Source organism: Streptomyces sp. NPDC056231 (genome assembly GCF_048270745.1).
Lineage (GTDB): Bacteria > Actinomycetota > Actinomycetes > Streptomycetales > Streptomycetaceae > Streptomyces.
On the sequence record NZ_JBLVKW010000001.1, the window covers coordinates 23435 to 44996 of the forward strand.

The window sequence follows — 21562 nt, forward strand, 5'->3', positions numbered from 1 at the left end:
TGGCGGCGGTCGCGGGAGGAGACGGGAGGGACGGACGGGGGTTCACGGATTGCCTACAGGACTCGGTTCCACGAGCGGCGGCATTGCAACAGATCGGGTGTCTTGGAGCGCGTGGCGCGGTCGTCGATGGCCGTCGGGGGGCGACGGTTGTGGTGTCCAACCCGAGCAGGCGCTTCGGCGCCTGCTGCGACAGGAGATTTCTATGCATGTTTCCCGCTTCGCGGCCTCAGTCTGTGTGGCCGCCGTCGTCATCCTGGGCGGCGCCGGCGCAGCTCAGGCCGCTGCACCCGGCGCCGCCGGCGGTGCCCACTCCCTGCAGGCCAATGACGGTCGGCACGGGGATGGCGACCGTCGGGACGACTGGCGCTGGGGCCACGACCGCCAGGACGACTGGCGCTGGGGCCACGACCGCCGCGACGACAAGCGCTGCCGCGACGACCGCCGCGACGACTGGCGCTGGGGCCACGACCGCCGCGACCACAAGCGCTGCGACGACAGGCGCTGGGGCCACGACTGGCGCTGGGGCCACGACCGTCGCGACGACCGGCGCTGGGGCCACGACCAGGACCGCTACCGGGAGTACCGTAACCGCTGATCCGATCCGAACCGCAGCATGAACTGGGCCCGTGGCGTCATCCATCGAGGAGGAACGCCACGGGCCCGAATTGCTGCACGCCCCTGTTCCCCCCGTGTACCCGTCAGTACATTGACAACATGTCTAACACTCAGCCAGCGGCGGTCGCGTCGGAGCGAACCGAGCTGAAGGCCCGCAACGTCTCGTTCGCCTGGGAGAAGACCCCCCTCCACTGGGTGCCGGGCGACCCCTTCAGCACGCACACGATGAATGTGCTCCACCTGCTGCTCCCGGCCGGGGAGCGCTGGTTCATCCATGTGTACCGGCAGGTGCTGCCGTACATCCATGACGAGCAGCTGCGGCAGGACGTGATCGGGTTCATCGGCCAGGAAGCCGTGCATTCCCAGGCCCACGACGACGTCCTCCCCCATCTGAAGAAGCTCGGGCTCGACCCGACCCCGTACACCGCGCAGGTCGACTGGTTCTTCGAGAAGCTGCTCGGCGACCGGACGCTGCCACCGGGCCGCGCCCGCACATGGTGGCTGATGGAGCGGGTGGCGATCATCGCGGCGATCGAGCACTACACGGCGTTCCTCGGCGACTGGATCCTGAACTCCGAGGCCCTGGACCGCAAGGGCGCCGACCCCACCATGCTGGACCTGCTGCGCTGGCACGGTGCGGAGGAGGTGGAACACCGCTCGGTGGCCTTCGAGGTCTTCATGCACGTCGACGGCGGCTACCGGCGGCGGGTTCGGACCTGGGGATTGGCCTTCTCCACTCTGTTCTTCCTCTGGCAGCGCGGTGTCCGCTTCTTCATGGAGAACGACCCCAGCCTGCTGGACGGCAAGGCGTCGTTCAAGGCGTTCTACGACAGCGGCAAGCGCGGCACCCTGCCCTCCACTCCCGCCCTGCTGCGCTCCGTCCCGCGCTACCTGAGCCGCTCCTACCACCCCTCCCAGGAGGGCAGTACGGCACAGGCCGTCGGCTATCTCGCCCACTCGCCCGCGGCACTGGCCGCCGAGGCCCGTATGACGGGAACCCACTGACCCATGACCCTGCCCCGCCCCCGCCTGCGTACCGTCCTCCTCGTCACCGGCGCCGCGCTGCTCGCCAGACGCGCCCTGCAACGCCGTGTCGAGAGGTCCCCGCTGTGGCCGCTGCCGGCCCTGGAGGAACCGATCTCGGGGCAGTCCGGGCGCCGCTCCACCATCACCCGCCGGCTGCTGATCACCGAGCGCACCGCACCCGCGGACGGCGTGGTCCAACTCCGCCTGGAAGGAACGGACCTGCCCGCCTGGCAGCCCGGCGCCCACCTCGACCTCGTGCTCCCGTCGGGCCTGGTGCGCCAGTACTCGCTCTGCGGCGACCCGGCCGACCCCGGCACGTACACGGTCGCGACCCGCCTGGTCGAGGACGGCCGCGGCGGTTCGCGTGAGGTCCACGCCCAGCTCCACGAGGGCGAGGAGATCGAGGTCCGCGGCCCTCGCAACCGCTTCCCGCTCGTCGCCGAAGCCCCCGCGTACATATTCGTCGCGGGAGGCATCGGCATCACCCCGATCCTTCCGATGCTGCGGGCGGTCGCGGCTTCCGGCGCCGACTGGCGGCTGCTGTACGGCGGGCGTACGCGCGCCTCGATGCCGTTCCTGGACGAGATCGAGAAGCTCGGCGCGGACGGCAGCCGCGTCACGGTCGTACCGGAGGACGAATCGGGCCGTCCGGACGCGGCGGCAGCGCTGACGGACCTCGCACCCGGCACAGCGGTCTACTGCTGCGGCCCGGAACCCCTGATGAACGCGGTCACCGCCGCGCTCCCGGCGGACTGCACCCTGCACCTGGAACGCTTCACCGCCGCGGCGCCGGCGGAGGGCGACCGCGGTGTCTTCGAGGTGGAGCTGCATCGCACCGGGCGTACGGTCCAGGTCGCGGCGGGCCAGTCGATCCTGGCCGCGGTCCGCGAGGAGCTTCCGTATGTCTCGTACTCCTGCGAGCAGGGCTTCTGCGGGACGTGCCAACAGCGCGTGCTGGAGGGCGAGATCGACCACCGCGACGAACTCCTGACGGACGCGGAGCGCGACGACTCGATGCTGATCTGTGTGTCGCGGTGCCGGGGGGAGCGGCTGGTGCTGGACCTTTAGACCGGTCGGCACATGGGAGGCGGCGTCGCGGGGCCGGGTACGCACGTCTGCGGCGTTGTCGTCGGTCGACAACTCCCCCATAGCCCTGAAGGCATGGGGGGACCCCCTTCGCGTTGCCTCCCTCCTCCGCCTTGCAGCCGCACGCACCCAGCCCCGCTCCTTCTCCCACCCTCCATGTGCCGACCGGTCTGAGACCGACGAGTTCGCCGCGGCCCGGTTAGGCTGTTGGTATGACGACCGGGGTGCGGCGCAGGATGGGCGTCCATGAGCGCAAACAGCAGCTGATAGGCGTCGCGCTGGAGTTGTTCAGCCGCCGCGCCCCCGACGAGGTCTCCATCGATGAGATCGCAGCCGCGGCCGGGATCTCCCGGCCGCTCGTCTACCACTACTTCCCGGGGAAACAGAGCCTGTATGAGGCGGCACTGCGGCGGGCGGCCGACGAGCTGGCGGGACGGTTCGTGGAGCCGCATGAAGGGCCTCTGGGGGCACGGCTGTTGCGGGTCATGGGGCGGTTCTTCGACTTCGTGGACGAGCACGGGCCCGGGTTCTCCGCGCTGATGCGGGGCGGGCCCGCAGCCGGGTCGTCGACGACGAACGCGATGATCGACGGGGTGCGGCAGGCTGCGTACGAGCAGATCCTCGCCCACCTGGGGGTGGAGAAGCCCCCGACGCGGCTGGAGTTGGTCGTACGGTCGTGGGTGTCGCTGGCCGAGTCGACGGCTTTGATCTGGCTGGACGGGCGGCGGATTCCGCGCGCGGAGCTGGAGATGCAGCTGGTGCACGACTTCGCGGCGCTGGCCGCGGTCAGTGCGGCGCACGACGCGGAGATGGCCGGCATCGTGCTGCGGGTCCTCGCCGAGGAGCCGGACGACGGGCCGTTCGGAGATCTGCTGGCGCGACTCTCCGCCTTCTCGCCCACCGCGGCCATGGGCCAGTACGAGTGACCCGTGCCGTACACCCGGGCGGCGTGCGCGCCCGCGCCCTGGGCGGCGATCACGGCGGCGAGGATGCCTTCGCGCGTTCCGTCGCGGGCCGCAGCCCTGGCGCGCCGGGCGGCCGGGTAGTCGCCCTGCACCGTCACCGTGACGTGACGCCGGGGTCCGCGGCGCGGGCCCGGTCCTCGATGAGGTGGTGGGAGGGACGCGCCGCCCGGGAGTGTGCGATGCGGCTCACTCCCGGGCGGCTGTCCTCAACACAGTCCGGTACGGGTCACCGCAGGGAGAACACGGCCACTGTGCGTCCCGGGACGATGAAGCTTCCCGAACTCCTCTCGTAAGAGGCCTTCTTGACAGTGGAGTCCGCCCCCGCAGCCTGGACGGGGTGCAGGGCGTAGTCCTTCCCGGCCAGATCGGCGATCTGCTGGTGCTCGGCGCCGGGGGTCGCGTTGAGGACGATCACCAGCCTCCCGATGCGCATGGTGATGACCCCGGGCGTCTCGTCCTTCCCGGAGAGCGGGAACGACAGGGCGGACTGCACCTGCTCGGTGGTGGAGAGGCCGAACTCCTTCTCCGTCGTGCGGATGGTGAGCAGGTCCTGGTACGCGGCGGACGCGCCGTCGATCTGCGCGCAGCCGGGACTGAGCGCGGTGGCGGTCAGCAGCGGCCTGGCGTAGGACCACTTGGCCTTGTTGTCGGCCGCGAGCGGCAGTCCGCGGCCGAAGCCGTTGCCGTCCCGGCAGTCCCAGTGCAGTGCGTTGAACCAGTCGCCGCTGTCGTACGAGTTGCGGTCCAGCGACTTGGAGCGCAGCAGGTCCGTGCCCGCCTGGGAGAGCGACGGGCCCTGCGAGAGGGTGGCGGTCGCCATCGCCAGGACCTGCATCCTGGCCCGGTCGGCGGCCGAGGTGCCCACCGGGAGCTTGAAGGCGAGGGCGTCGTACAGCGTCTCGTTGTCGTGGGCGTCGGCGTAGGCGAGGGCGTCGCCGGGGACCGATGCGTATCCGGCGGGGGTCCCGTTGTAGTCGACGCCGGAGCCCTTGACCGTACGGCCCGAGGAGTCTGTGAAGGTGTAGTCGGCGAGGTTGCCGGTCAGACCGACCTTGATCAGATCCTGGTAGTGGAGCAGCCGGGCCCTCTGTTCGGCCGGGGTGCCGTTGGCGGTCGAGGTGTTGGGGTCGGTGTAGAGGCCGCTGGCGAAGCCCTGGACACCGGGGTCCTCGTCGAACGGGCTGCCGCCTCGGACGGCGTCCCGGGCCCGGTCGGAGAAGGTGGCGATGCCGGTGCCGGCCATGTTCTTCTGGGTGGCCTGGACGAAGCGGGCGTCGTCGGCGATCTCGCCGAAGTTCCAGCCCTCCCCGTACAGAATGATCTTCTTCCCGTCGACGCCGTCCTTGGCCGGGGTCAGCGCGTCGAGCGCCTTGCGGACGGCCAGGATGTTGGCTTTCGGGTGGTGGCCCATCAGGTCGAAGCGGAAGCCGTCGACCTTGTACTCCTTGGCCCATGTGACGATCGAATCGACGACGAGCTTGCCCATCATGGTGTTCTCGGGCGCGGTGTTGGCGCAGCAGGTGGACGTGGCGACGGTGCCGTCGCCCATGAGCCGCTGGTAGTAGCCGGGCACGATCCGGTCGAGGACGGACTTGTCGTCCTGACCGGAGGCGACGGTGTGGTTGTAGACGACGTCCATGACGGTCCGCAGTCCGGCACCGTTCAGCCCCTGGACCATTTGACGGAACTCGACGGTGCGCTCGGTACCGTTCGGGTCGGAGGCGTACGAGCCCTCGGGGACGGTGTAGTGCAGTGGGTCGTAGCCCCAGTTGAACCCGTCGTTCGCGGCGGCCTTCGCCACGCAGGCCTGCTGCTCCTCGGAGTCGGGGGCGTACACGGACAGGTCGCAGGCGGGCTTCTGCCAGTCCGACTTCTTCTCGGGGATGGTGCCGATGTCGAAGGCGGGCAGCAGATGGACGTAGCTCGTGCCGGCGTCGGCGAGCTCCTTGAGGTGCTTCATCCCGTCGGAGCGGGTGTCGGTGAAGGCGAGGTATTCGCCGGGGTGCTGGGACGTGGGGTCCGCGATCGAGAAGTCGCGGATCTGCAGCTCCTGGATCTGGGCGTCGCGCAGCGGGACGGCGGCGGGCTTCCTCAGCCCGGCCCAGCCCTTCGGTGCGAGGCCCGGGGCGTCGAGGTCGACGACGAGGCTGCGGGCGGAGTCGGTGGTCAGGGCGGTGGAGTACGGGTCGGTGACCTTGTTGGTGACGATCTTCTGGACGGTGGGCGCCCACACCTTCACCACGAAGCGGTACGGCTTGCCGGTCCACTTCGCGGTGCCGGTGACCGACCAGACGCCGGTGCGGTCGTCGCGCCGCATCGGGACGCTCCTGCCGTCGAGTTCCAGGGCGACGGTCTGCGCGGTGGGGGCCCAGACGGAGAGCGTGGGCCGGCCGTGGTCGAAGACCGGGCCGAGCGCGGCGGTGCTCGCGTTCTTCCCGTACAGGTCGTCGAGCACACCCGCGCTCTGTACGCCGGTGGCGGCGAGCAGGGCGCCGTTGGCTGCACGCTGGGTGGCGATCAGCTGGCCGCGCAGCGCCTCGCGGACCCGGTCCCGGTCACGCGGGTCGACAGTGAAGGCCGGGTAGTCCTTGAGGTGTGGGTACTTCGACTGCTGCGCGTCGGTCAGCGCGGCCGGGCTGAGCCGCAGCCACTGCCCCTCGTCGGTGAGGGCGCCGTCGACGACGGAGATCCCGCCGTCCTTCGCGTAGACGAGCTGCTGACTGGTGGCGTCGGTGGCCTTCACCTTCCAGACCACGGTGTCGGAGTCGATCCACTGCGCCTCGGCCTTGGTGAGGTCGATGGTGGGCGTACCGCCGGTCTGCGGCAGCAGGTAGCCGGGCCGTGCGGCGACTATCCACACCTCGTGGTCGTACGTGGCGAGGTCGAGGGACTGGTCGCTGGGGAGGTCCTTCTCGTCGCCCTTGTGGAGGATGTAGCTGAGTGAGGTGGCCCCGTCAGTGAGCGGGACCTCGAAGGTGACGCCGTAGGCGTCCTTCTTCACCGGCTGGAGCGGCTTCGCCCAGTCGGTGGGGTCCTTCGCGCCGGTCCAGGTGTGCAGTCCCCAGCCGTCGTAGTCGCCGTCGGCGCGGTGGTAGTGCAGGACGGCCCTCGTCCTGTCCTGCACCGGGTAGGCGCCCTCGGGGGCCGTGTCCGACTGGCCGTCCTTGCCCTGCTCGATCCAGACCTGCCCGGTCTTCGCGAGCTCGACGGTGCGCCGGGGGCCGTCGGCCGTGCCGTCCTTCTCGACCGTGTACGGGACGGAGGAGGTGTCCTCGTCCAGCTTGATCCAGGCAAATGCGCCGTAGGCGTCGCGCCCGGTGAACTCGGCGGACTTGTCGCCGGACTCGATCGTCCAGCCGTCGTAGTCGCCGTCCGCGCGCCGGTAGTGGACGACGGCGTAGTCGCGCTCGACGGCGACGGGCTTCTCGGCCGCCGGCGCCTGGCCCGCGGTCGTCGAGGCGAGAGCGCTCGCGGTGCGTCCGGCCCGGTCGACCACAACGGCCTTGTAGCGCAGCGGCGTTCCCGCCGTCACGGCGGCGTCCAGGTGCTGGGTGATCTTGTACGGGGCATGGTCGGCGGAGCCGAGAGTGACCCACGCGCCCGTGCCGGTCTGGGCGGCGAAGACGACCCGGTTCAGCGATCCTCCGTCGGTGTCCGCGGAGATCTCGACGGTGCCGGTGGCTCCGGCTGCGGGCGCCTTCAGCGTGATCGAGGGCTTGGCGGCCGGGGCGCCCAGGGGCTGCTCGGCGCGCAGCACGACGCTGGAGAGGGCGGGCACGGTGACGGCTATCTTCTTGTCGGCGCCACTGCGGACCGTACCGGAACCTCCGTACAGCGTACGGAAGTTCATGGCGGCCGACTCGGTGGACAGCTCGACGGTCTTCGCCTCGGTGCCGTTGTTGGCGGCAACGACGTACTCGTTGGTGCGCTTGGGGTCCGTACGGGAGAACGCGTAGACGGAGCCTTCCGCGTACCGCTCGGTCTGGATGCCGTCGCGCAGGGCCGGGTTCTCCTTGGTCAGTTCGGAGAGTGCGGCGATGTTCCGGTACAGCGGGTGGCCGGTGTCGTACGCGTCGGAGGCGTGCGTACGGTCGGTGCCCAGTTCGTCGTCGTCGAGGTAGTCGGCGGTCTTCGAGGCGAACATGGTCTGGCGGGCGTCCTTGTCGCCGCCGGCGCCGGTGAAGCCCTGCTCGTCACCGTAGTAGATGACGGGGTTGCCGCGGCTGAAAAACATCAGCTCGTTGGCGAGGCGGGCCCGGCCGACGAGCTCGGCGTCGTCGGCTTTCGGGTTGTCCTGCTTCAGGAACGCGCCGATGCGGCCCATGTCGTGGTTGCCGAGGAAGGTCACCTGCTCATAGGCGTTGGCCTTGTCGGTGGTGTACCGGTAGTCGTCGCCGAAGACTGCGGCGAGCTTCGAGGCCGGAGCACCCTGCGAGGCGTACTGCCGGGCCGCTTCCTGGAACGGGAAGTCGAGCGTCGCGTCGAGCCGGCCCCGGGTGACGTACGGGGAGGTGATGGCGGTGTCGGCGGAGTAGACCTCGCCGAACATGAAGAAGTCGTGACGTCCGCGCCGGTCCGCGTAGGCGTCGAGGGCGGTCGCCCACTGGGTCCAGAAGTCCAGGTCGACGTGTTTGACCGTGTCGATCCGGAAGCCGTCGATGTCGAAGTCACGGACCCACTTCTGGTAGATCTTCTCCATGCCGGAGACGACCTCGGGCCGCTCGGTCCACAGGTCGTCGAGCCCTGAGAAGTCGCCGTACGTGGTGGACTCGCCGGCGTACGTCGAGTCGCCGCGGTTGTGGTACATCGTCGGGTCGTTGAGCCACGACGGGACCTTCGTGCCGGTGCTCTTCGGGGTGTACGGGAACGAGTCGGCGTCGACCTTCGCCAGGCCCTTGGTGTCGTCGAAGGGGCGGCCGTCCCTGTCGAGGTACGGGTAGGCGCCCTTCGACTTGTAGCCGTACTTCTTCTCGGCGTAGTCGACGGTGTCCGCAGTGTGGTTGGTGATGACGTCGAAGAAGACCTTCATACCCTTGGCGTGGGCCCTGTCGATCAGCTTCGACAGTTCGGCGTTGGTGCCGAAGTGCGGGTCGACCTGGGTGAAGTCGGTGATCCAGTAGCCGTGGTAGCCGGCCGAGGCGTCCTTGCCGGTGCCCTGCACCGGGCGGTTCTTGAAGATCGGGGCGAGCCAGATGGCGGTGGTGCCGAGGTCCTTGATGTAGTCGAGCCGGCTGGTCAGGCCCTTGAGGTCACCACCCTGGTAGAACCCCTTGTCCGTGGGGTCGTAACCGGTCTCCAGGCGTGAACCGGTGAGTCCGCCACGGTCGTTGGAGATGTCTCCATTGGCGAACCGGTCGGGCATGACGAAGTAGAACTGCTCGCGCGTCAGGTCGTGCCGGGCCGGCTCGGCCGCGAGCCGGGCGTCCGACGGCGGGCCCGGGGGGCTCGGCGCGGCGGAGGTGGCTGCCGCCGGGACGACGGGGAGGAGCGCGGCGCACAGTGCGGCTACGGCTCCCCGTCGGAGGAGGGTACGGGACACGGGTCGGGTCTCCTTGCGTCGACGGGCTACTGGGGGTGAACAGAGTTGCGGGGTGGACCGGGGACGGGGGGCGTGCCAGGGCGTCTCCTCGGACGCCGCAGACTCCCCGATGCGGCACCCGAGGACACGCGCCGATGCCGCACCGGCCCCGGTTCAGCCACCGGACCGGGACGACGCGGTCGGCCGCCCCGGTCCGCGGAGGACCGGGAAATGCGGGTGACAGTGCAGCCTCACATGGCAACGCGCCCTGCCCTCAAGGCCCCTGCAGGTTCTTGCTGCAAGAATGCAAACCTTGCTGCGGGGAGACCGTACGAGCCCGTCAGGTTCCGGTCAACCCTTTGGACATCACCCGCTCACATCGGCGAAATACTGCAGTTTTCTTCCTGCAAGGCCTTACGCAAGACATTGCAGAGCTGTTACCTTCTTCCTGACTCCGGTTCGGTCGGGATCCCGGTAACCCGGGCCCCACGCGCCCGGCCGGCCGGTCACGTACGAGAGAGGCACCCGGAGTCGCTCACTCCCCGCCGGCCCATTCAGGGCCGACTCCCGGTGCCTCTCCTGTACGTCGGCCTGTCCTCGCGCCCACAGACAACGAGGTCCTGGATCCCCCTCCGGATCCAGGACCTCTGCGCGTGCCGGACGCGCCGTCAGGCGGCGCGGACCGCCGCTGTGGACCCCCGTACCACCAGCTCCGGCTGGAACACGTACTCCGTACGCTGCACGGGGCTGCCGCCGATCTCCTCCAGCAGCGCCCCGACCGCGGCCGCCGCCATGGCCTGCACGGGCTGCCGCACCGTCGTCAGCGGCGGGTCGGTGAACGCGATCAGCTGTGAGTCGTCGAAGCCCACCACCGAAACGTCGCGCGGCACGTCGAGTCCGCGGCCCCGGGCCGCGCGCACCACGCCGAGCGCCATCTGGTCGCTGCCGCAGACGATGCCCGTGCACCCCTGATCGAGCAGCGCACCAGCCGCGACCTGGCCGCCCTCGACGCCGAACAGCGCGGAGCAGACCAGGAGTTCGGCCTCGGTCCGGCCCAGGCCGAGAAGGTTCACGGCGGCGTCGAGGAAACTCTCGCGTTTACGGCGGGACGGCACGTAGCGCTGCGGTCCGATGGCCAGGCCGACCCTGCGGTGGCCGAGTTCGGCGAGGTGGCCGACGGCCATCCGTACGGCGGCGGAGTCGTCGGGCGAGACGAACGGGGCGTTGATCCGTTCGTTGTAGCCGTTGATCAGGACGAAGGGCACACCGCGCTCGGTGAGCGCGGCGTACCGGGCCGGGTCGGCCGACAGGTCGGCGTGCAGCCCGGACAGGAAGACGATCCCGCCGACACCCCGTTCAACGAGCTGCTCGACGAGTTCGTCCTCGGTGGCCCCGCCGGGTGTCTGGGTGCAGAGCACCGGGGTGTACCCGTGCCCGGCCAGGGTCTGTTCGACGGCCTGCGCGAACGCCGGGAAGATCGGGTTGGTGAGTTCGGGCGTCACCAGCCCGATCAGCCCGGCGCTGCGCTGCCGCAGCCGTACCGGGCGTTCGTAACCCAGGACGTCCAGCGCCGCGAGCACCCGCTGACGCGTGGTGTCCGCGACGCCCGGCTTCCCGTTGAGCACCCGGCTGACGGTCGCCTCGCTGACCGCTGCCTGGCCGGCGATGTCCGAGAGCCTCGGCGCACCACCGGCCCTGGGCAGGGGAACCGTCACACCGTCCACCACACGGTGGTGTCCGCGGGCAGCTCGATCTCGGCGCCGTCGGTGACGACCGGGGTGCTGGACAGCAGGACGGTGCCACGTACGGGGATGCGCACCGGACGGCCCGTCGTGTTGACGGTGCAGATGAAGCCGGGACGGGCGAAGATCAGCAGCCCCTCGGGGGCCTGGAGCCACTCCACCGCGGTCCCGGCACCGAGCCCCGGGTGCACCCGGCGGGCGGCGATCGCGGCCCGGTACAGCTCCAGCGTGGAGTTCACGTCGCCGGTCTGCGCCTCGACGCTCAGAGCGCCCCAGCTGTCGGGCTGGGGCAGCCAGCTGCCACCGCTGCCGAAGCCGTACGAGCTGCCGTCGCGGGTCCACGGGATCGGCACCCGGCAGCCGTCGCGGAAGCCGTCCTGGCCCTCCGCGCGGAAGAACGACGGGTCCTGGCGGACCTCGTCGGGCAGGTCGGTCACGTCGGGCAGGCCGAGCTCCTCGCCCTGGTAGACGTACGCGGAGCCGGGCAGCGCCAGCATCAGCAGGGTGGCGGCGCGGGCCCGGCGCAGGCCGAGCTCACGGTCGCCGGCGGTGCGGATCTGGGTGCCGAGGCCGGGCGGGTTGGCGAACCGGGTGGCGTGCCGCGTGACGTCGTGGTTGGAGAGCACCCAGGTGGTGGGGGCGCCGACCGGACGCATCGCGTCCAGCGAGGTGTCGATGACCTTGCGGAGCTCGGCGGCGTCCCAGGCGGTGGAGAGGTACTGGAAGTTGAACGCCTGGTGCATCTCGTCGTGGCGCACGTAGTTGGCGGTGCGCTCGACGGTGGGGGTCCAGGCCTCGGCGACGAGGATCCGCCCGCCCGAAGCCCCTGCGGGCCCCTCTCCTACGGAGTACTCGTCGAGGATGGTGCGCCAGGAGCGGTAGATCTCGTGCACCCCGTCCTGGTCGAAGAACGGCATGACGTCGTTGCCGAGCAGCTTGAGCTGGTCGTGGGTGCCGAGGTCGGGCAGGCCCTCGGCCTTGACGAGGCCGTGGGCGACGTCGACGCGGAAGCCGTCCACGCCCATGTCGAGCCAGAACCGCAGGATGGAGCGGAACTCGTCGGCGACGGCCGGGTGTTCCCAGTTGAAGTCGGGCTGCTCGGGCGCGAAGAGGTGGAGGTACCAGTCACCCGGCGTGCCGTCCGGGTCGGTGGTCCGGGTCCAGGCGGGGCCGCCGAAGATGGACTCCCAGTCGTTGGGCGGGAGTTCACCGTCCGCGCCCTTGCCGGGGCGGAAGTGGTAGCGCTCGCGCAGTGCGGAGCCGGGGCCCTCGGCGAGGGCGCGCCTGAACCACTCGTGCTGGTCGGAGGAGTGATTGGGCACCAGGTCGACGATGATCCGCAGGCCCAGGTCGTGGGCGTCCCGGATCAGCCCGTCGGCATCCAGCAGGGTGCCGAACATCGGGTCGATGGCACGGTAGTCGGAGACGTCGTACCCCGCATCCGCCTGCGGCGACGCGTAGAACGGGCTGAGCCAGACCGCATCGACGCCGAGGTCCTTGAGGTACGGGAGTCTGCCGCGTACGCCTGCGAGATCGCCCATGCCGTCGCCGTTGCCGTCGGCGAAGCTCCGCGGATAGACCTGGTAGATCACCGCGTCCTGCCACCAGCCGGTGCGGTGGCCCGGAGCGTCGTCGGACGTGCCGGCGGAGGGGGCAGCGAGGTGCTGGGTCATGTCGTCCCTGGGGTGTCTGGGTGGGGAGCGGCGCCGGGACCGGGTCGGGGATCCGGCGCCGCCGTGACTTGGTGCGTGCGGGTCGTACGGGGCGGGCTGCGTCAGCCCTTGACGGCTCCGGCGGACATGCCGGTCACCAGGTGGCGCTGGGCGAAGAGGAAGACCAGGGCCGCGGGTATCGCGATCAGCACGGACGCGGCGGTCATCGCTCCCCACTGGGCTCCGTACTGGTTGACGAAGAGCTGCAGTCCGCCCGCGAGGGTGAGGTTGTCCTCGCCGACCATGAAAGCGGAGGCGTACGCCACTTCGCCCCACGCGGTGATGAAGGAGTAGAACGCGGTGACGGCGAGCCCGGGCTTGGCGAGCGGCAGGATGAGCCGCCAGAACGTGCCGAACGGGGTGAGGCCGTCGACCTGGCCCGACTCGTCGATCTCGCGCGGGATGGTGTCGAAGAAGCCCTTCATCATCCAGGCGCAGAACGGCACCGAGATGGTGAGGTAGGTGATGACGAGGCCGGCGGGCTGATTCAGCAGCCCCATGCCGGCCATGATGTTGTAGATCGGCACGATAAGGACGGCGACCGGGAACATCTGGGTGATCAGCAGCGTCCACATCAGCCCGCGCTTGCCGGGGAAGCGGAAGCGGCTGACGGCGTAGCCGGTGGAGGCGGAGACGATGACGCCGAGAAGTGTGGTGAGCCCCGCGATGAGCAGCGAGTTGCCGAACCAGGTCAGGAACTTCGTGTTCTGGATCAGCTTCGTGTAGTTCTCGAACGTCGTCTCTTTGAAGAAGTCCGTGGTCGTCGCGTACGCGGCGGGCTTCAGCGAGGTGAGCAGGACCCACAGCACGGGGAAGACGGCGATCACGGACGCGGCGATGAGTGTGAGATGCAGCCCGACGGAGGCGATCGGCGAACGCTCGCCGCGCCGCCGGACCTTGCGCACGGAGTGCCCTGCGGGGGTCGCCGGGGCGGTGGTTGCGGGGGCGGTGGTCACCAGTCGTCTCCCTGGGTGCGCAGGACTCGCCGGTAGACGGCGGCAAAGATCAGCAGGAGTACGAGGATCAGTACTCCCCAAGTGGAGGACTGCGCGAAGTCGCGCGGGCTGATCTCGAAGGAGAACTTGTACGCCTGGGTGACCAGGATCTGGGTGGCCTCGCCGGGTCCGCCACGGGTCAGCAGGAAGATCACCGGGAACATGTTGAAGGTCCAGATGGTCGACAGCAGGATCACCGTGGTGGAGACCGGCCGCAGCCCGGGCAGCGTGATGTGACGGAACCGCTGCCAGGCGGTGGCGCCGTCCATCTCCGCGGCCTCGTACTGCTCGCTGGGGATCGACTGCAGTCCGCCGAGCAGGGCGACCATCATGAACGGCACGCCGAGCCAGACGTTGACGGCGATGACGGAGAACTTCGCCCAGGCCGGGTCGTTCAGCCACGGGATGCCGTCGATACCGGCACCGGAGAGGATCTTGTTGAGCAGCCCGCGGTCCTCGTTGTACAGGAAGCGCCAGGCGAAGACGGAAACGAAGCCGGGGATGGCCCAGGGCAGGATGAGTGCCATCCGGTACGCGGAGCGGCCGGCGATCCGACGGTTGAGGATGTTGGCGAGGGCCATGCCGAGGGAGAAGGTGATGGCCACGCAGGAGACCGTCCACACCAGGGTCCAGCCGAGCGTGCCGAGGAACTGGTCGCCCGTGATCGCCTCGGTGTAGTTGTCCAGGCCCACGAACTTGTACGTGGCGGGCATGTGGTTGACACCGATGGACCTGGCGACGTTGCGCTCGTTGGCGTCGGTCATCGACAGGTAAATGCCGCGGACCAGCGGATAGCCGATGATCACGCCGATCACGACGACGACCGGGGCGACCATGGTCCACGCGTACCAGTGGGTCGACAGGGCCCGCCGGAGCCTGCTCGGCGGCGGAGGGTTGCCAGTACCGCGGCTCCGGCCGCGGGCGACGTCGTCACCCGCGGCCTTCGCCACCGACTGGCTGGTGTGGACAGCCATCAGTCGGCCTGCCTTCCTGAGTTACTTCCAGCCCTTGAGGAGCTTGCGGTAGGAGTCACCGGTGGACTTGACGCCCTTCTCCGGAGTGGTCTGGCCGGTCAGAACCTTGGTGTACTCGGTGACGAGCGGGGCGAAGAGGCTGCCGGTCTCCGGGATCCAGGGACGCTCGACGGCGGTCTCGACGACGGGCTTGAAGAAGCCGACGATCTCGTTGTCGACGACGTCCTGCTTGGCGTAGGCGGAGGTACGGGTCGGCAGGAGGCTCAGCTCCTTGGTGACCTTGGCCTGGGTGTCCGCGGACGTCATGTAGTCGACGAACGCGTAGGAGGCATCGAGGTTCTTGGAGCCCGCGTAGACGGCCAGGTTGTGACCGCCCTGCGGAGCGCCCTGCGCGGCGGAGCCGGCCGGGACCGGGGCGATGCCCAGGTTGGCCTTGTCCTTGAACTCCTGGCCGGCGTAGGTGTCGGCGACGGCCCACGGGCCGTTGATGATCATGGCGACCTTGCCGTCCTTGAAGGACGACTGCATGTTCTCCCAGCCGTCCGTGGCATCGGTCTTGGCCGCACCGGAGTCGACGAGGTCCTTGACGACCTTCATCGCCTTGACGCCCGCAGGGTTGTCGATGGTGACGGACTTGGTGGAGGCGTCGACCATGTCGCCGCCCTCGCCGTAGAGGAAGGAGAGGAACCAGTACGCGTCGTCGCCGCGCAGGTACATGCCGGTCTTGCCGGTCTTGTCCTTGATCTTCTTGGAGACAGACTTCAGCTCGTCGATGGTCTTGGGGACCTCGACGCCGGCCTCCTTGAAGATCTTCTTGTTGTAGAAGATGCCCATGGAGTCGATGACCTGCGGCACCGCGTACGTCTTGCCGTTGTACTTGGTGGACGCGGCGGCCTGCTTCAGGAAGTCGTCCGGGTTCTTCAGCGCGGAGGTGCCGTCGAGCGGGGCCAGGTAGCCGAGGTCCGCGAACTCGGGGGTCCAGGCGACCTCGGAGCGGATGACGTCGGGTGCGTCGGAGCCGGACTGGGCGGCGTTCTTGAACTTGTTCTGCGCGTCACCGAAGGGCACGTTGACGTACTTGATGTGGACCTTCGGGTGCTGCTTGGTGAAGTCCTCGGCGAGCTTCTTGAAGACCTTGTCCTCGCTGCCCACGGTGGAGGTGTCCCACCACGTCACGGTCCCGGAAAGCTCCCCCGAGCCCTTGCTGGTGCCGTCGGACTTGTCGTCACTGCCGCAGGCGGTCGCCGCGAGCGCCAGGGCCGCGACCAGGGCGGTGGCCGTTATGCCACGTCGCATCTGTGAACTCCTTCAACTGCCGTACCGCTCCGTCGCGGCGCCGGGTCGACGTGAACGTAACAAGGATGCAAGAAGGTCGAAAGACCTTGCGGAAGATTTCTGCAAGCTTCGACGATCGTTACATTCGCGTGTCCTCAAGGTTGCCGTCAAGCCTCTTGACGAGACCCCCCACCCCGACAGGAAAAGGAGCAGGCGGCCGATTCCGCGGTGCGACAATCCGACCGCAAGCAGCATGGCGCCTTCGTAAATCCTTGCAAGAAGTTGCGGCATCCGTGTCTGCGACGATGCTCCGGGGCGAGGCCGCTCACCGGCGCACGCGGTTGCCGCGCGTGACCTACGGGTCCGGTCGCCCGATTCCTGCGCATGGTGGGCAATCCGACATACGCCCGGTACAGTCCACTTCCATGACCGCACGGCTTGCCGATATCGCAACTCAGGCGGGGGTCAGCGAAGCTACGGTCAGCCGTGTACTGAACGGCAAGCCCGGCGTTGCTGCGGCCACCCGCGAATCCGTACTCGCCGCGCTCGACGTCCTCGGCTACGAACGGCCGGTACGGCTGCGCAGGCGCAGCGCGGGGCTGGTCGGGCTGATCACGCCCGAGCTGGAGAACCCCATCTTCCCGGCGCTCGCCCAGGTGATCGGCCAGGCGCTGACCCGGCAGGGCTACACCCCGGTGCTGGCCACACAGACGCCCGGCGGTTCCACCGAGGACGAGCTCACCGAGATGCTCGTCGACCGTGGCGTCTCCGGCATCATCTTCGTCTCGGGTCTGCACGCCGACACCTCGGCCGATATGCAGCGGTACGAGCAACTGCGCGCCCAGGGCGTCCCTTTCGTCCTGGTCAACGGATTCTCGCCGAAAGTCCAGGCACCCTTCATCTCACCCGACGACCGGGCGGCGATGCGGCTCGCGGTGACGCATCTGGTGTCACTCGGCCATCAGCGGATCGGTCTCGCGGTCGGACCCAAGCGTTTCGTTCCCGTACTCCGCAAGATCGAGGGCTTCCGCGCCACCGTGCAGGAGCAGTTGAACCTCACCTCGGACGAGGTGGAGGAACTGATTCAGCACTCGCTGTACACGCTGGAGGGTGGCCAGGCGGCCGCCTCCGCACTGATCGAGCGCGGGTGCACGGCAGTGGTGTGCGCGAGCGACATGATGGCGCTCGGAGCGATCCGGGCCGCGCGCAGGCTGTCGATGGAGGTGCCGCGCGACCTGTCGGTCGTCGGCTACGACGATTCGCCGCTCATAGCGTTCACCGATCCGCCGCTGACGACGATTCGGCAGCCGGTCACGGCGATGGGTCAGGCCGCGGTCCGCACCCTGCTCGAGGAAATCGGTGGCACACCGGCTCCGCACAGCGAGTTCGTCTTCATGCCGGAACTGGTCGTACGCGGTTCCACTGCCGCGGGCCCCGGCCCGGATCCGTCGTCCGCTTCCGGAATCGGCCCAGGGTCGCACACCCGCCCATAGGGTGCATCACGTGCAGCCGGAACCCGACGGGAGGATGATCGGGTAGAGGAGCACATCTGGCGGAATCGATGCCTATGGGTGAATTGCGCGTGAAGTCACAGGAAGGCCGAACGACGGCTCCCCCGTCACCCATCGCGGACGAGGCGGCCCTCGGGCGTGTTCCGAAAGGACCGTCGTCCGCCCGCAGGGCGGCCCAGGCGGGACTTTCGAAACACGCCCCGGAGGCGAAGCGGAACGACCGGCCGGCGAGACTGCGCTCGCTGCGGTCCCCCCATAGGCCGCGCATCTGGTTCGAAGTCCTGCTGATCGCGGCCAGTTACTGGCTCTACTCGCTGGTGCGAAACGCCGTCCCCGAGCAGAAGGCGGCGGCGCTGGCGAATGCCGACCGGCTCTGGTCGGTGGAGAGGTTCCTGGGCGTCGCCGTCGAACAGACGGTCAACCACGCGGTGAGTTCCGTGACATGGCTGGTCGTCTCGATGGACTACTACTACGCGACACTGCACTTCGTCGTCACCATCGGTGTGCTGGTGTGGCTGTTCCGCTTCCATCCCGGCCGTTACGCGGCAGCGCGTCTGACGCTGTTCGCAACGACGGGTGTAGCACTGCTCGGTTACTACCTGTATCCGCTCGCACCGCCCCGTCTGATGAACCGCGGGCACTTCATCGACACCGTGCTGGTGCACCACACCTGGGGTTCGATGGCCTCGGGCAACTTCAAGAACATGTCGAACCAGTACGCGGCGATGCCGTCCATGCACATCGGCTGGTCGCTGTGGTGCGGGCTGACCGTCTTCGCGCTGGCGTCTGCGCCCTGGGCGCGGATCCTGGGCCTGCTCTACCCGGCGGTCACCCTGGTCGTGATCGTGTCGACGGCCAACCATTTCTGGCTCGACGCGATGGGCGGTACGGCCTGCCTGACGTTCGGTTTCGCGGTGTCGTACGCCTGGTACGGGGCGCTGCCGCACCACCTCGCGAAGCGGGTGCAGGTGCCGCGGGGGCGGGCACGCCTGGCAGGGCTGAGCGCGGGAATACCGATCCGGGCGGGCCACCCCGCGGCGGACGTGGCGGCGCGCCGTTGAGGGTTTCGCCGCGGGCCATCCGTGACTCCGCGGCCGACGCCCGATAACGCCCGCCGGCCGATGCTTGAGGATCGAGCTCCGCCTCACGCCCCGTAGAACTGCTCCTCCACCACCGCGCGCGCCCGCCGCGTGATCCGCCGGTAGTCGTCCAGCATGTCCCCCACGTGCCCCGGCTCGTACCCCAGGTACCGCCCCACCGCCGTCAGCTCCCGCGGCCCCGAAGGGAACGTGTCCCCCGGGCGTCCGCGCACCAGCATCACCGCGTTGCGGACCCGAGTCGCCAGGACCCATGCCTCGTCCAGCGTCTGTGCGTCCTCGCCGGAGATCAGTTCCGCCGCACACGCCGCGGCCAGCGCCTCGCGTGTGCGGGTCGTGCGCAGCCCCGGTTCCACCCAGCCATGCTGCATCTGCAACAGCTGGACCGTCCACTCGACGTCGCTCAGCCCGCCCCTCCCCAGCTTCGTGTGGAGCGTCGGGTCGGCGCCGCGCGGCATCCGCTCGGACTCCATCCGGGCCTTGAGGCGGCGGATCTCGCGGACCGCGTCCTCCCCCAGCCCCTCCATCGGGTAGCGCAGGGGATCGATCAGGTCGATGAAGTCGCGGCCGAGCTCCGCGTCACCCGCCATGGGCTCGGCGCGCAGCAGGGCCTGGCTCTCCCAGATCAGCGACCAGCGCCGGTAGTACGCGTCGTACGACTTCAATGTGCGCACCAGTGGTCCGCTCTTGCCCTCCGGCCGCAGATCCGCGTCGATGAGCAGTGGCGGGTCGGCGGTGGGCAGCTGCAGCAGTCTGCGCATTTCGGCAACGACGCTGTTGGCTGCCCGGGTCGCCTCCTGCTCGTCGACGCCCTCCCGCGGTGTGTGCACGAACAGGACATCGGCGTCGGAGCCGTAACCGAGTTCATGACCACCGAAGCGGCCCATGCCGATGACGGCGAACCGGGTGGGAAGGGTGTCGCCCCACTGTTCGCGTACGGCGGCGCGCAGCGCGCCCGCGATGGTGACCGCATTCAGGTCCGTGACCGCGTTACCGACCCGGTCGACGAGTGCGCCGTGGTCGAGTTCCGCGGGGTTCTCCTCCGTGCCGTACGAGCCGATGAGGTCGGCCGCCGTCGTACGGAACAGTTCGCGCCGTCGCACACCGCGGACCACCGCGACCGCCGACTCGGCGTTCTCGGACCGCCCCACCGCGGCCAGCACCTCCTGCTCCAGGTGGTTCCGGCTGCGCGGCTTCAGCCCCTGCGGGTCGCCGAGGATCGCCACCGCCTCGGGCGCCCGCAGCAGCAGGTCGGGGGCGAGCCGGCCGGCCGACAGAACGCGGGCGAGGTTCTCCGCCGCCGCGCCCTCGTCGCGCAGCAGCCGCAGGTACCAGGGGGTCTTGCCGAGCGCGTCGGACACCTTGCGGAAGCCGAGGAGCCCGGCGTCCGGGTCGGCGGAGTCCGCGAACCAGCCGAGCAGCACCGGCAGCAGGGTCCGCTGGATCGCCGCCTTGCGGGACACCCCGGACGACAGCGCCTCCAGGTGCCGGAGCGCGGCGGCCGGATCGGCGTAACCGAGGGCTTCGAGCCGGACCCCGGCGGCCTTCGCGCTGAGCCGGGTCTCGCCGGGTGCCAGCTGGGCGACGGCGTCCAGCAGCGGCCGGTAGAACAGTTTCTCGTGCAGCCGCCGCACCACGGACGCGTGCCGCTTCCACGCCTGGTTGATCTCGGCGATGGGGTCCATACGCATCCCGAGGGAGCGCCCGAGCCGGCGCAGATCCGACTCGTCCTCGGGCACGAGGTGGGTGCGGCGCAGCCGGTAGAGCTGGATGCGGTGCTCCATGGCGCGCAGGAAGCGGTACGCGTCGTCGAACTGCGCGGCGTCCACCCGGCCGACGTAACCTCCCTGGGCGAGCGCCCGCAAGGCGTCCAAGGTCGAACCGCTGTGCAGGGACGCGTCGCTGCGGCCGTGCACGAGCTGCAGCAGCTGTACGGCGAACTCGACGTCCCGCAGCCCGCCGGGCCCGAGCTTGATCTCACGGTCGATGCGGTCCGCGGGGATGTTGTCGACGACGCGGCGGCGCATCTTCTGTACGTCGCCGACGAAATTCTCCCGGTCGGCTGCCTGCCAGACCATCGGCGAGACGGCTTCGACGTACTCCGCACCCAGCTCGGGGTCTCCGGCCACCGGCCGGGCCTTGAGCAGTGCCTGGAACTCCCAGGTCTTGGCCCAGCGTTGGTAGTACGCGAGATGTGAGGAGAGCGTCCGAACCAGCGGTCCGTTGCGGCCCTCGGGCCGGAGGTTGGCGTCGACCGGCCAGATGGTGCCCTCGACGGTCGTCTCGGAGCAGATCCGCATCATGTGCGCGGCCAGCCGGGTGGCGGCCTGGAGGGCCTTGCTCTCCCCCGAGCTGTCGACGGGTTCCGCCACGAAGATGACGTCGACGTCGGAGACGTAGTTCAGTTCGTGCCCGCCGCACTTGCCCATCGCGATGACCGCCAGCCGGCACAGGGCGGCGTCGGCGGGTGCGGCCGTCCGGGCGATGGCGAGCGCGGCCCGCAGGGTGGCGGTCGCCAGGTCGGCGAGTTCGGCGGCGGTCTCGGCGACGTCCGTCGTACCGCAGACATCCCGGGCCGCTATGGCCAGCAGGCACCGGCGGTAGGCGATGCGCAGCGTGTCCGGGTCGTGGGCGTCCCCGAGCTCGTGCTCGAATTCGGCGACCCCGGGGTGCAGGTCCGTCGCCTCGTACATGACGAGCGCCTGCCAGTGGCGGGGGTGCCGGGCCAGATGGTCGCCGAGGGCCTCGGACGCCCCGAGCACCCCGAGCAGCCGGTCCCGCAGCGGCTTGGCGGAGACGAGCGTGTCCAGCAGCATCTGCCGCTCGTCGGCTTCCTCCGCCTCCACCAGCCGGGCGAGTCCCCGCAGCGCCAGATCGGGGTCGGCGGTCGCCCCGAGCGCGTCGAGCAGCACTGGATCGGTGCGTACGGACGCCAGGGCGGGCAGGTCGAGCAGCCGCTCGGCGGCGGCGGGGTCGGTGAAACCGTGCCGCAGCAGTCGGGTGAACGTACTGCTTCTGCGCCCCGGCACCGTCGTCATTCCGTGCT

At 69.6% G+C, this 21562-nt stretch carries 13 protein-coding genes; 6 read left to right on the forward strand and 7 right to left on the reverse strand.

What is annotated here, in order from left to right:
- Nucleotides 1-202: 202 nt before the first annotated feature.
- The 4 genes from ACNPQM_RS00120 to ACNPQM_RS00135 all read left to right on the forward strand — a co-directional run bounded on the left by ACNPQM_RS00120 (nucleotide 203) and on the right by ACNPQM_RS00135 (nucleotide 3653).
- A complete protein-coding gene (locus tag ACNPQM_RS00120) occupies nucleotides 203-595 on the forward strand; it encodes a hypothetical protein (RefSeq protein WP_418082331.1) in 393 nt (130 codons plus the stop codon).
- A 119-nt stretch (nucleotides 596-714) separates the two neighbouring features.
- Nucleotides 715-1620, forward strand: coding sequence for a metal-dependent hydrolase (locus tag ACNPQM_RS00125; protein WP_418082332.1), 906 nt, complete (start codon nucleotides 715-717; stop codon nucleotides 1618-1620).
- 9 nt (nucleotides 1621-1629) lie between these two features.
- A complete protein-coding gene (locus tag ACNPQM_RS00130; protein ID WP_418082567.1) occupies nucleotides 1630-2709 on the forward strand; it encodes a PDR/VanB family oxidoreductase in 1080 nt (359 codons plus the stop codon).
- Nucleotides 2710-2939: 230 nt separating this feature from the next.
- Nucleotides 2940-3653, forward strand: a complete 714-nt coding sequence (locus ACNPQM_RS00135; RefSeq protein ID WP_418082333.1) for a TetR/AcrR family transcriptional regulator — start codon at nucleotides 2940-2942, stop codon at nucleotides 3651-3653.
- Between the two features lie 265 nt (nucleotides 3654-3918).
- On the opposite strand, the gene pulA is transcribed toward ACNPQM_RS00135, so the two are convergent.
- The 6 genes from pulA to ACNPQM_RS00165 all read right to left on the reverse strand — a co-directional run bounded on the left by pulA (nucleotide 3919) and on the right by ACNPQM_RS00165 (nucleotide 15929).
- Nucleotides 3919-9231 carry a pullulanase-type alpha-1,6-glucosidase gene (pulA, locus tag ACNPQM_RS00140; protein ID WP_418082334.1) on the reverse strand — a complete coding sequence of 1771 codons (5313 nt, stop codon included), beginning with the start codon at nucleotides 9229-9231 and terminating at the stop codon, nucleotides 3919-3921.
- Between the two features lie 647 nt (nucleotides 9232-9878).
- Complete coding sequence (locus ACNPQM_RS00145; RefSeq protein ID WP_358858486.1) at nucleotides 9879-10937, reverse strand: LacI family DNA-binding transcriptional regulator; 1059 nt, start codon at nucleotides 10935-10937, stop codon at nucleotides 9879-9881.
- Nucleotides 10922-12625 (reverse strand): glycoside hydrolase family 13 protein, encoded by a 1704-nt coding sequence (locus ACNPQM_RS00150; RefSeq protein WP_418082335.1) that lies wholly within the window; start codon nucleotides 12623-12625, stop codon nucleotides 10922-10924. Before ACNPQM_RS00150 ends, ACNPQM_RS00145 begins: the two co-directional genes overlap by 16 nt.
- Before the next feature lie 101 nt (nucleotides 12626-12726).
- A complete protein-coding gene (locus ACNPQM_RS00155; RefSeq protein ID WP_418082336.1) occupies nucleotides 12727-13620 on the reverse strand; it encodes a sugar ABC transporter permease in 894 nt (297 codons plus the stop codon).
- The gene (locus tag ACNPQM_RS00160) at nucleotides 13617-14633 is read right to left on the reverse strand and encodes a carbohydrate ABC transporter permease (RefSeq protein ID WP_358858489.1); all 1017 of its coding nucleotides are present in this window, start codon (nucleotides 14631-14633) and stop codon (nucleotides 13617-13619) included. Before ACNPQM_RS00160 ends, ACNPQM_RS00155 begins: the two co-directional genes overlap by 4 nt.
- 21 nt (nucleotides 14634-14654) lie before the next feature.
- Nucleotides 14655-15929, reverse strand: a complete 1275-nt coding sequence (locus tag ACNPQM_RS00165; RefSeq protein ID WP_358858490.1) for an extracellular solute-binding protein — start codon at nucleotides 15927-15929, stop codon at nucleotides 14655-14657.
- A 404-nt stretch (nucleotides 15930-16333) separates the two neighbouring features.
- On the opposite strand from ACNPQM_RS00165, the gene ACNPQM_RS00170 reads away from it, so the two are divergent.
- Together ACNPQM_RS00170 and ACNPQM_RS00175 are read left to right on the forward strand one after the other, a co-directional pair.
- Nucleotides 16334-17401, forward strand: coding sequence for a LacI family DNA-binding transcriptional regulator (locus tag ACNPQM_RS00170; protein ID WP_358858491.1), 1068 nt, complete (start codon nucleotides 16334-16336; stop codon nucleotides 17399-17401).
- Nucleotides 17402-17490: 89 nt separating this feature from the next.
- A complete protein-coding gene (locus ACNPQM_RS00175) occupies nucleotides 17491-18480 on the forward strand; it encodes a phosphatase PAP2 family protein (protein WP_418082337.1) in 990 nt (329 codons plus the stop codon).
- 83 nt (nucleotides 18481-18563) lie between these two features.
- On the opposite strand, the gene ACNPQM_RS00180 is transcribed toward ACNPQM_RS00175, so the two are convergent.
- Nucleotides 18564-21554, reverse strand: coding sequence for a bifunctional [glutamine synthetase] adenylyltransferase/[glutamine synthetase]-adenylyl-L-tyrosine phosphorylase (locus ACNPQM_RS00180; RefSeq protein WP_418082338.1), 2991 nt, complete (start codon nucleotides 21552-21554; stop codon nucleotides 18564-18566).
- Between the last annotated feature and the right edge of the window lie 8 nt (nucleotides 21555-21562).